This window comes from Candidatus Binatia bacterium (assembly GCA_023150935.1).
In the GTDB taxonomy this organism is placed as follows: domain Bacteria; phylum Desulfobacterota; class Binatia; order HRBIN30; family HRBIN30; genus JAKLJW01.
Map to the genome: position 1 here is coordinate 36,675 of JAKLJW010000039.1, position 11,691 is coordinate 48,365.

8 protein-coding genes are annotated in these 11,691 nt (G+C 66.8%); 4 read left to right on the plus strand and 4 right to left on the minus strand.

From position 1 onward, the window contains the following. Positions 1-14: 14 nt before the first annotated feature. The 4 genes from glnE to dprA form a co-directional block, all read right to left on the minus strand. The gene (gene glnE, locus L6Q96_18595) at positions 15-3,071 is read right to left on the minus strand and encodes a bifunctional [glutamate--ammonia ligase]-adenylyl-L-tyrosine phosphorylase/[glutamate--ammonia-ligase] adenylyltransferase (GenBank protein ID MCK6556563.1); all 3,057 of its coding nucleotides are present in this window, start codon (positions 3,069-3,071) and stop codon (positions 15-17) included. Between the two features lie 82 nt (positions 3,072-3,153). Further along, complete coding sequence (trmFO, locus tag L6Q96_18600; GenBank protein ID MCK6556564.1) at positions 3,154-4,518, minus strand: methylenetetrahydrofolate--tRNA-(uracil(54)-C(5))-methyltransferase (FADH(2)-oxidizing) TrmFO; 1,365 nt, start codon at positions 4,516-4,518, stop codon at positions 3,154-3,156. Further along, positions 4,515-6,818, minus strand: coding sequence for a type I DNA topoisomerase (gene topA, locus L6Q96_18605; protein ID MCK6556565.1), 2,304 nt, complete (start codon positions 6,816-6,818; stop codon positions 4,515-4,517). The genes trmFO and topA overlap by 4 nt, the downstream gene beginning before the upstream one ends. A 5-nt stretch (positions 6,819-6,823) precedes the next feature. After that, complete coding sequence (dprA, locus tag L6Q96_18610) at positions 6,824-7,963, minus strand: DNA-processing protein DprA (protein MCK6556566.1); 1,140 nt, start codon at positions 7,961-7,963, stop codon at positions 6,824-6,826. 123 nt (positions 7,964-8,086) lie between these two features. Here dprA and L6Q96_18615 point away from each other — a divergent pair, with 123 nt between their 5' ends. The 4 genes from L6Q96_18615 to L6Q96_18630 all read left to right on the plus strand — a co-directional run bounded on the left by L6Q96_18615 (position 8,087) and on the right by L6Q96_18630 (position 11,357). Beyond that, on the plus strand, positions 8,087-9,613 hold the full coding sequence (locus tag L6Q96_18615) for a YifB family Mg chelatase-like AAA ATPase (GenBank protein MCK6556567.1): 1,527 nt from the start codon (positions 8,087-8,089) through the stop codon (positions 9,611-9,613). Between the two features lie 94 nt (positions 9,614-9,707). Beyond that, positions 9,708-10,301: a Uma2 family endonuclease gene (locus tag L6Q96_18620; GenBank protein MCK6556568.1), complete on the plus strand. Its 594-nt coding sequence runs from the start codon at positions 9,708-9,710 to the stop codon at positions 10,299-10,301. Between the two features lie 499 nt (positions 10,302-10,800). Next, on the plus strand, positions 10,801-11,058 hold the full coding sequence (locus L6Q96_18625; protein ID MCK6556569.1) for a hypothetical protein: 258 nt from the start codon (positions 10,801-10,803) through the stop codon (positions 11,056-11,058). Beyond that, entirely contained in the window at positions 11,055-11,357 is a 303-nt protein-coding gene (locus L6Q96_18630) for a hypothetical protein (GenBank protein MCK6556570.1), read from the plus strand. Before L6Q96_18625 ends, L6Q96_18630 begins: the two co-directional genes overlap by 4 nt. The last annotated feature ends 334 nt before the right edge of the window (positions 11,358-11,691 follow it).

Below are 11,691 nucleotides of genomic sequence, written 5' to 3' on the forward strand. Positions count from 1 at the left end.
CCGCCGCTTCCCAGTCAACGCAGCCCACGTTCGACCTCGTCGAACCACCGCTCGTAGCACCCGCGTATGGCCTCGCGGCGCACGACGTACTCCTGCCATAACCCCTCGGCGGCATCCGCTCCGCTTCCTTCGAAACCAACCCGCCTGGCGACAGTCGCCAACTCGCCCCGCTTGCGGTCCAGCCCCTCGACCGGCCGGTCGTAGGCCAGGCGCAACGCGTTATCGACCCGCCGCAGGAACCGGTAACCGTCGGACAGCAGTGCGTGGTCGTCCGCCGGCAACACGCCAGCGGAAACCAGAGCGTCCAGCGCCACGAGCGTACCCCGTACCCGCACCCGCGGTTCCGTCGCCCCATGACGCAGTTGCAGCATCTGCGTCACAAACTCCACATCCACGAGACCGCCGCGTCCGGTCTTGATGTTGAACCGCTCCGCGGTCTCCTGGGCCAGCTCACGTTCCATCCGGCCGCGCAGACGCCGCATCTCAGCCACCTCGGCGGCAGTCAGGGGAGCACGGTACACGAACGCCGAAACGATCTCAGCCACCCGCTGCCCCAGGGCCTCGTCGCCGGCCACCGGGCGCGCCTTGATCAGCGCCTGCCGCTCCCAGATCTGCGCACTGGTCTCGTGATAACGGCGGAAACCTTCCAACGCCGACACCAATGGCCCCGAACGTCCGGACGGCCGCAACCGGGTATCTATCCGATAGACTATCCCCTCCTTCGTCGTCGTCTGCAGCAACGTGATCAGCCTCTGCGCAAAACGACTGAAACACTCGTGCGCCGACAATCCGAGATCGTCCGACTCCTTCCCGTCGTACACGAAAATCAGGTCAAGGTCGGAATGGTAATTGATCTCTCCGCCTCCGAGCTTGCCCAGCGCCAGCACCGTCACGGCCCCCGACAGGCGCGCGAGCCCGCAGCGGGCGCATACATCCATGTCCGCCAGCCGGCTGGCGGCCCGCAAACACACCTCGGCCAGCGCGGTCAGCTCGGCACTCACATCGTCGGGACCCAGCAGCCCCTGCATGTTGTTGATGCCGATGCGCAGGAACTCCTGATTACGGAACCGGCGCAAGACATCGAAGCGCTCCTCCTCGTCCGCAGCGGCAGTCAGAGTCTCGGCGATCTCCGCCGCCAGGTCTGCCGCCGCGCGGTGTACGTGCACAAGGTCGGCCCGCACCAGCGTGTCGAGCAACTCCGGGTGACGAATGAAGGCATTCGCCAGAAACTGACTGCCACCGAAGAGCTCGACGAGCATCCGCAGCGTTCCCGGATTCTCTCTCAGCAGCGCAAGAAAACTGGTGCGCGCTCCCACCGACGACACAAAGGTCGCCAGATTACGCAACGCCAGATCCGGGTCCGCCGTCCTCCTGATGGCGGCAAGCAACGCCGGCGCCACCTCGAGCAGCACACGCCGTCGCGGCGCCCGCGCTCGCGCCCCCGGCGGCCCGTCGCGCAGCAAGACCAGGTCGTCGTAACCCGATTCCGGGTCCTTGAACCCGAAACGGCGCAACGCCTCGACCGCCTCCGACCGGCTCCCTCTCGCGTTGAGCAGCTCCAGCACCTCCGGGTCTGCCGCGCGCCGCCGCTCCGCCTCGGGTTCGTAAAAGAGCTTCTCGAAGGCGCGGCGGACAACCGCGGCGCAGCCCTCGAGATCCCGCCAGAAACGCTCCACTGCGTCGCTACCGGAGTACCCCAGACGCCTTGCCAGCGCCTCCTGGTCGCGCTCCCCCGCTGGCACCGTGTGCGTCTGCCGTTGCTGAACTATCTGGATCTTGTGCTCGACGTTGCGCAGGTGCCGGTACGCCGCCACCAGCGCAGCCCCTTCGTCCTCCGGCACATAGCCGCCCTCGACCAGGCAACGCAGCGTCGGCAGCGATCCCCGCCGACGCACACGGTCGTCTCGTCCGCCGTGGATGAGTTGCAGCACCTGGACGACGAACTCGATCTCCCGGATGCCGCCACGACCAAGCTTGACGTTGCCTCGACCACCCTTACCGCCGAGCTGCGCCTCCACCCGCGCCTTCATCTCCTTCATGTCCGCGACGGTGGCGTAGTCGAGATAACGCCGGTACACGAACGGACTGATCTCCCGCAGGAACGCCTCGCCCAAACCCGTCGCCCCGGCGATCGGTCGCGCCTGAATCAGGGCACTGCGCTCCCAGGTCTGGCCGTACGACCCGTAGTAAAGTACCGCGTTGCTCACCGTGTTGGCGATCGGACCATTGATACCGTCGGGGCGCAGGCGTAAATCGACCCGAAATGCGAACCCCGCAGGGGTTACATCTTGCAACCCGCGAGTCACCAACTCCGCCAGGCGCGTGAAGTATTCACGTGCCCCGATCGCACCGCGAGGCCCGCCCACACTCTCGACCGCGTCCGACTCGTAAAGATACATCACGTCGACATCGGAGCTGTAGTTCAGCTCCCCGCCGCCAAGCTTGCCCAGTGCCAGCACCACAAAGCCGGATTCCTGTCCACCCCCGTCCCCGCCACCGGGCAAGCGCCCGAACTGCTCGCAGACCACCCGCCGGGCCCAGTCGTAGGCCGCCGCAAAAAGCCCGGTCGCCAACTCGGTCAGCTCGCCCATCGTCGTCTCGACCGCGTAGCGACCCAGCAAGTCCGCCAGCCCGATGCGCAGGTAAGCAGCATGGCAGTGCCGCCGGAGCTGTTCCGAAAACGCCTCCCAGGGAAGCGCCGCCGCCCCGGTTAGGGCCGCATGATGGTCGGCCGCCGGGCAGCATTGCGCCGCGAGTGCCGCTCGAAAGACTTCCACCCACCGCTTACCCGCCGCGCGCAGGTGCCCCGATAACGTCTGACTCCCGCCGAAAAGAACAAAGAGCGCGGCCCTCTCCGCCGGGGTCAGCCCCACAATCGCTGCCGGGTCGGCCGTCTCGTCCAGCAAGTGCTCCCAATTCGCCAGGGCCAGACCGGGATCGGCAGCCCCGGCAAGCAGCGCCGGCAACCCGCCGGCGACCTCGGGCGCCACCACCGCTATTGCCTCGGAGGCCCTTTTCAGGCGCGCATGGTCGACGCCGAAGCGCCGCAAAAGGTCGTCATGCGCCTCCATCGGGACCGACTCTAGCGCAAGCCCACAGGCGCCTGTCGGAGTCCTCTCCGGCGCACCCCGGCGACGAGCCCCCGCTCCCGGCTCACAACGACACCACCGCCGTGGAGCCGCCGGCCCCCCGGAGCACCGCCGGATCGCCACCGGCACACTCGGCACACCACGCCGCGAAATGCTCCTGCGCACGCGCCGCCAGGCCAGCCCGCCGGGCCCGCCCCTTCTCGCGCCCGTCCAGAGGCGGGAACAATCCGTAATTGGCGTTCATGGGCTGCAGATCGTGCCGGCGCCTGTCGGTTACGTAGTCGAGCAACGATCCCATCGCCGTTGTCCTCGGCGGGACGGTTGGGGCCAGCCCGTAACGCAACCGGGCCGCGTTGATCCCCGCCAGCAACCCCGCCGCCGCCGACTCCACGTACCCCTCGACACCCACCAGTTGCCCGGCCAGAAATACCGACGGACGCGAACGCAGCTGCAACGTCGGCAACAGCACCCGCGGCGCATTCACAAACGTGTTACGGTGCAGACTCCCCAGACGAACGAACTCGGCCCGTTCGAGACCCGGTATGGTCCGCAGCACTCGGCGTTGCTCCGGATAGGTCATCTTGGTCTGAAAACCGACCAGGTTGTACAACGTTCGCTCGTGGTTGTCCGGACGCAGTTGCACGACCGCAAACGGTTGCGTACCGCGGCGCGGGTCGATCAGCCCGACCGGCCGCATCGGCCCAAACGCCAGGGTGTCCCTTCCGCGGCGAGCCATCTCCTCGATCGGCATGCAGCCCTCGAAGTAGACGCAGCGCTCGAAATCGCGCGCCGCCACCGTCTCCGCCGCGCGCACTGCGTCAACAAAGGCATAGTACTCGTCGCGCGTCATCGGACAGTTCAAATAGTCGTCGCCCCCCTTTCCGTACCGCGAGGCCGGAAACACCAGGTCGCGATCGATCGAGTCGGCTGTCACGATCGGCGCGATCGCGTCGTAGAAATACAGATGCTCCTCGCCGCACAGCTCTTGCAGGCAGTGCGACAACCGCGGTGACGTCAGCGGCCCGGTCGCGACGATGGCGAGACCCTCCGGCGGCTCCGTGACCTCCTCCCGCACCACATCGATGGAAGGATTCTCGTCTATGGCCGCGGTCACCGCCGCCGCAAAGCGCTCCCGGTCCACGGCCAGTGCTCCTCCCGCCGGCACCGTGGTACGTTCCGCCACCGCCATAATCAGCGACCCGAGTTGCCTCATCTCCGCCTTGAGCAGGCCGACCGCGGCATCGAGCGACGCACTGCGAAACGAATTGGAACACACCAGCTCGGCAAGACGATCGGAGCGGTGCGCCTCGGTACCGCGCCCCGGTCGCATCTCGTACAACCGCACCGGTATCCCGCGGCGCGCCACCTGCCAGGCGGCTTCGCTCCCGGCCAGACCGCCCCCGACGACGATAACCGGGGCGCCCGTCACACCGCCTCCGCCTGCGGCTCCGCCACAGTCTCCTGATACGCACACCCCTCCGAGAGACACCGCCGGACAGTCCCGTAACGCTTCGTCGTCTTTTCCACCACGAACGGCGCCGCACACAGCGGGCACGGCTCCGGCACGGGCCGGTCCCAGGTGGCAAACTTGCACTCCGGGTAGCGCCCGCAACCGTAGAACGTCTTGCCGCCTCGCGACTGCTTCTCCATGATCTCGCCCTGCTTGCAGTCCGGGCAGGCGACCCCGGTCGGCTTCGGACGCACCAGCGACCGCACGGTCTTGCACTCCGGATAGCCGGAACAACCGAGGAATTTCCCGTACCGCCCGAAGCGCACCTGCAAAGGCTTGCCACACGCATCGCATTTCTCGTCGAGCACCTCAGGCTCGTCGATCCTGATCCCGCCCTCGTCGTCGCGAGAGAAGTTCTTCGTGTTCTTGCACTTCGGGTAGTTGGGACAGGCGAGGAACTCGCCGTTGCGCCCCCACTTGATGACCATCTTCGCCCCGCACTGCTCGCAGGGGATTTCGGTCGGCTGGCCCGCCCGCTTGACGTCGGGCATCTTCTCTTTCGCCGTGTCGAGGTCCTGCTTGAACGGCGCGTAGAACTTCTGCATCGCCTCGCGCCACGGCTCCGCGCCCTCTTCGACCCGGTCGAGGTCCTCTTCCATCTTCGCCGTGAATTCTACGTTCAGAATGTCCGCAAACGCCTTGAGCAACAGATCGGTCACCAGCAGGCCAAGCTCGGTAGGCCGCAGCCGCCGCGATTTGTCCTCGACGACGTACTCCTTGTTGAGAATGGTGCCCATGATCGACGCGTACGTCGACGGCCGCCCGATGCCGTTCTCCTCCAGCGCCTTGATCAGCGTCGCCTGGGTGTAGCGCGGCGGCGGTTGCGTGAAGTGCTGCTCCGGCAGCAGGTCGTGCAGGCGCAACACCTCGCCCTCCCGCAACGGCGGCAACTGGCGCTCCGCCTCGTCGTCGTCCTCCTCCGCACGCTCGTCGTCTCGCCCCTCGGTGTAGACCCGGATGAACCCGTCGAACTTCATGATCTGGCCGGTGGCCCGGAACAGCGTGTCCGCCGCGGCGATGTCGACGCTCGTCTGGTCGAACACCGCCGGAACCATCTGACTCGCGATGAAGCGATTCCAGATGAGGGTATACAGCGCGAGCTCCTCCTTGCTGAGGAATGACACGACGCGCTCCGGGGGATTGTCCATCGAAGTCGGCCGGATCGCCTCGTGGGCATCCTGCGCACCCTTCTTGCCCGTGTACTGGATGGGCTCGGCCGGCAGGTATTCCTTGCCAAAGCGCGCCGCGACAAAGCCGCGCGCCTCCTGCAACGCTTCCGGCGCGCTCCGGGTCGAGTCGGTTCGCATATAGGTGATCAGACCCACGGCTCCCTGCTCACCGAGCTCGACGCCCTCGTAAAGGCGCTGCGCGATCCGCATGGTGCGACTGGGCTGAAACCCGAGCTTCCGCGACGCCTCCTGCTGCAAACGCGACGTGATGAACGGCGGCGTCGGAAAGCGCCGGCGTTCCTTGCGCTCGACGCGGCTGACGACGAACGGCACGCCCCACAAACGCGCCACCAGCGCGTCCGCCGCTGCCTGGTTCTCGATACGGAACTTCTCGGGATCGAGCTTGTTTTCTCCGATCCGCAGCAGCCGCGCACTGAACGGCGGCGGCGTCTCGCCCTCGACCTTCGCCGCTATCGACCAGTACTCCTTGGCCGTAAAGGCCCGGATCTCCTTCTCGCGCTCGCAAATCAGACGCACCGCGACCGACTGCACACGGCCGGCGGAAAGGCCGCGGCGCACCTTGTCCCAGAGGATCGGACTGATCTGGTAGCCGACCAGTCGGTCCAGGATACGACGCGTTTGCTGCGCATCGTAGAGGTGGCGGTCCAGTGTGGTCGGTTTTTCGATCGCCTCGGCAACCGATCGCCGGGTGATCTCGTTGAACAGCACCCGGTGAATCTTGCCGCGCGCCGTTCCGAGTTCCTCCGCGATGTGCCAGGCGATCGCTTCGCCTTCGCGGTCCGGGTCGGGCGCCAGGTAGATGTTGTCCTTCCCTTTGGCGGCGGATTTGATCTCTGCAATCACCTTCTTCTTGCCGTGCATGACCTCGTACTCGGGCTCGAAGCCGTTGTCGATGTCGACGCCCAGCCGGCTCTTCGGCAGGTCCTTGACGTGCCCCACCGAGGCCTTCACTTCGAATTCCTTGCCCAGATACTTCTGCAACGTCTTCGCCTTGGCCGGCGATTCGACGATAACCAGGTTCTTTGCCATACACCTCATTCCCGTGTCGTTCGCCGTGCCGCTCCCCCCGTCCGCACGACGAACCGCTTGCCCGGCAACTGCTCCACGATCCCCCTTAGTTCCAACGACAACAAACCCTGCAGCACCGCGGCCGGAGCCAATCCGCAGCGCCCGATCAGAGTATCCACCTGCACCACCTCGTCACCCAGCGCCACGCGAATCGCCGCTTCCTCCGGCGGCAGAGCCGGGGCCGGCACGGCGTCCGGGGTCACCAGGTGGGGCATCAGCTCCTCGACTACATCTTCGGCCCGCTCTGTCAACTTCGCTCCCTCGCGCAGCAGACGATGGGTACCACGCGTGTGCGCCCCGACAAGCCCCGGCACCGCAAACACGTCGCGCCCCTGCTCGGCGGCAAATCCGGCCGTAATCAGCGACCCGCTACGCTCGCCCGCCTCGACGACCACGATGCCGAGCGACACACCGCTTATTATGCGGTTGCGCGCCGGGAAATGTTCCGCCTCCGGCTGCGTTCCCATCCACAGCTCGCTCACGATAGCCCCCTGCCGTCCGATCGATCGGAATAACGCATGATGTTCGCTCGGGTAAACGACGTCAACTCCACAACCAAGCACCGCAATCGTGCGGCCGCCAGCCTCCAGCGCACTGGCGTGCGCCACCGCATCGACGCCCCGCGCCAGACCGCTCACCACCGTGAGTCCGCAGCGAACCAACCCGGCGCTGAGGTCGCGGCTCACGCGCAGGGCATACGAACTGGCGCGCCGCGAACCGACAATAGCCACGGCCGGCGCGTCGGCCGCCTCGATGGCGCCACGCACGAACAGCACCGGCGGCGGATCGTGGATGCGCCGCAACAGCGACGGATAAGCCGCGTCGTTCCACGTCAGCACGTGCGCCCCACAACGGATGACCCGGCTTACCTGCTCGTCGACCGCCGTCCAGTCGCGAAATCCCCGAATCGCCCGCGCCACCTCGGGCCGCACCCCGGCGCATTCGAGCGCGTGCACGCTGGCGCCGAACACGGCCGCCGGCTCGCGAAACGCCCGCAGCAATCCCTGGTACACCACCGGCCCCACCCCCCGCACCATGCGCAATGCCAGCCAATCCCGCCACTCGTCGCGCCGCGCCGCACTCGCTTCGTACCTGCCACCACTCATTACCAACCCGCCTCGTCCGCCCTTAACGAATACCGCATGTCCATTAGTAAGTAACTATACATTAGGCTTTTCTGTTTATTCAACACACACCATTTGCTAGGATGCCGGTGGGAGGAAAGCGCTGTGCTGGCGACGGCACTTTCGAGTGCGGTGCACGGGATCGACGCGTTGCTCGTCGAGGTGGAGGTAGACATCGGCGGCGGTCTGCCGGGGATGGCCATCGTCGGCCTCCCGGAAACCGCCGTCAAGGAGAGCAAAGACCGCGTCCGCTCCGCCCTGCGCAACGCCGGCTACGGAAGCCTCGAGCGGCGCGCGACCGTCAACCTGGCCCCGGCCGACGTCCGTAAGGACGGCTGCGCCTTCGATCTGCCCATCGCGCTCGGCGTCCTCGCGGCCGAGGGACTTGTCCCGCAGGCGGCCCTCCACAAACACGTCGTTCTCGGCGAGCTTTCGCTTGACGGGCGGGTCAAGCCCGTCCGCGGCGCGCTTCCCATTGCCGCCATGACCGAGCACCGCCGCCTCGCCGGCGTCTTGCTGCCGCCGGAAAACGTCCGCGAGGCCGCGGTGGTCCAGGGCATCGCCGTGCGCCCCGTCGCCACACTCGCCGACGCCGTCGACTTCCTGCGCGGCGAGCGCGACATCGCCCCGGTTCACGTCGACCTGGGGAGCGTCTTTGCTCCGAACGGGCACCACGACCTGGATTTCTCCGACGTGAAAGGGCAGGAGCACGTCAAGCGCGCCATCGAGGTGGCCGCCGGCGGCGGTCACAACGTCATCATGGTCGGACCGCCGGGCTCGGGGAAGACCATGCTGGCCAAGCGCCTGCCCACCATCCTGCCCGCGTTCACCCTCGCCGAAGCCCTCGAGACCACACGTATCCACAGCGTCATGGGGTTGATGGACGACCGCGCCCTGGTGACGGCGCGGCCGTTTCGGGCACCGCACCATACAATCAGCGACGCCGGCCTGATCGGCGGCGGCGCTCTGCCGAAGCCCGGCGAAGTCAGCCTCGCCCATCACGGCGTCCTCTTCCTCGACGAGCTACCCGAGTTTAGAAAGAACGTCCTCGAAGTCCTGCGCCAGCCGCTCGAAGAGATGCGCATCACCATCTCGCGGGCCGTCGGTTCCATGACCTTCCCCGCCAACGTCATGCTGGTGGCGGCGATGAACCCCTGCCCGTGCGGCTACCACGGCGACGCCCAGAAGGAATGCTCGTGCAGCCCCGTACAGATTCAGCGCTACCGGGCCCGCATCTCGGGGCCGCTGCTCGACCGCATCGACATCCAGATCGAAGTCCCCGCGGTACGCTACCGGGAGCTCACCGCCCGCGACCCGAGCGAATCGTCGGCGGCGATCCGCGCCCGCGTCGACCGCGCCCGCGCCGTGCAACTGGCGCGCTTCCACGGCCGCACCATCTTCTGCAACGCCCAGATGCACCCGCGCGACCTGCGCCGCTACTGCACCCCGCAACCCGACGCCGAGACCCTGCTCGAAAACGCCATGACCAGACTCGCCCTCAGCGCCCGCGCCTACACCCGCATCCTCAAAGTGGCGCGCACCATCGCCGACCTCGACGGCATCGACACCGTCGGCACCGCCCAGGTCGCCGAGGCCATCCAGTACCGCGGCCTCGACCGCGCGTTTCACTGACCGGTGCGCTCGAGACCCCGATGAACCGTCAGGCATGGACTCGCGTTTCGCTCGGTCGCGGTTCTCAACCGCCAGCGAGGAGGCTATCATCGCCATGGTGTCACAGACCGTCTTCCGCTCCGACGAGACCTTCACCCAGGAGTCGTTCCGCCTCTGGCTGGACGAGCGGCCGGCGTCCGACCTCAACCACTACGAGTTGCTCAACGGGCGTATCGTCATGACCCCGCCGGCAGGATGGCCCCACGGGCGCCTCGATGCCACCCTCGTTCGCATCATCGGCACGCACGTCGACTCGACGAAGTCCGGCCTCGTCCTCGGCTCCAGCGCCGGCTACGACCTGCCCTCCGGCGACACCGTCGAACCTGACGTCTCGTACATCGCGCAAGCGCGTTTCGACGCCGGCCCGCCGCCGCAGCGCGGGCGGTTTCTGCGCATCGTGCCGACGCTGGTCATCGAGATCCTCTCGCCGGCAACGGCCAGGCGCGACCGCACCGAGAAGCGCGCCATCTACGCCCGCAACGGCATCGACGAGTACTGGCTCGTCGACCCGGACCGGCGGTGCATCACGGTCTGCACGCTCGCCGCCGGCACGTACGATGACGGCCGGACATTCAAGGCCGGGCCGGTGCGATCGAGCGTCCTGCCCGACCTCGCCGTCAACGTCGAGGACGTGTGCACACCGGCTTGAGGTTTCGCCGCGGGAATCGCACGCCGGCCCCCCATTCCTTCTCGCCGAATTGTCCGAACTGGCGCACCGTCCCCCCCCCCCGAACTACGATGCTCCCCTCCGTACACGTACTCAGCGAAGCGGTACACGTACTCGTACACGGACTGAGGGCGCGCAGCGATGAAGTTGGACCGCGAGCGGTTGGACGTCTACGAGGAAGCGGCCGTGTACGAGTACGTGAACGAGTACGAGTACGGAGGAGAGCCGGGCTCGACGGCGCCGCGCCTGATACGCAGCGTTGGGCTTCCACTCCGTAGACGTACTCAGGCGGATGGCGGACTCCCACATCGCTATTCGGAGGATGCAAGGACCTCCACGGCATGGGTGTCCGGCCAGCACCACAGGCGCGGCTGTTTGTGGCGCGGTCGTGTGCTACTGAGCCGCCGTGCCTTACGAGATCCGATTCGCACAGGGCGTTTGCGATCGCATGAAGTTCCTGATAGCGGCGGAGCGTTCGGTCTTGCTCGATGCGATCCGCGCGCAACTGACACACGAACCGCTCGTCGAAACGCGTCAGCGCAAGCCGTTGCGACCGAATCCGTTGGCTCCGTGGGAATTGCGCACCGGCTCACTCCGCGCGTTCCATGAGGTGCGGTCGCCAGAACGAGAACCATCCAACCGAGAACTCGAAGCAGCCGCCAACGTGGTGTATGTTCTGGCAGTCGGCAAGAAGGAACGGAACGCGCTCCGGATCGCCGGGGAGGTAGTCAAGATATGAAGACCCTCGCGCTCTCGACGGCATCACGCTCGCTTGCCGAGTACGCAAACGAACTGGACGACGAAGTCGTCCTGCTGACCAAACGGAACCGACCGTTCGCCGCGATTGTGCCGCTTCGGAATGTGGACCGGGAGACCCTTGCGCTGAGCACACATCCTGGATTTCTCGCCCTCATCGAACGGTCCCGACGTCAGGTTGCCGCCGGGAAAACGCTCTCCTTCGAAGAAATGCGCACCGTATTGGCGCGTCGTGGGCGAACCAGCCGCTCCAGGCGACCGCGAAAAACGCGCCGCGCCTGAGCGCCAGGGTTATTAGACGGTTAACGCGCTCAGGGAGCCGACGATAGGTTTCTGCCGGACGGGTACTGGACTCCGCCCGGGTAAGGGATAACCCCTGCCCGTGCCCCTGCCCCTGCCCCGACGTCAGGCCAAACCGGGCTGGGGGTCGGGCTGGGAACTGGGGGTGCGTTTGGCGCCGCGGGACGCTGGGTCAGGCCCGCGTTCGCCCGCTCCCGATCCGCATCGCGCGCGGTGACCTGTGCCTCGACCCGTCGCGCCACAGCGACTGCACGAGCAGCCGCTTACCGATGTTGTCGACGTCGCGCCGCGTCATGATGCTCCGTGACAAGCGGAA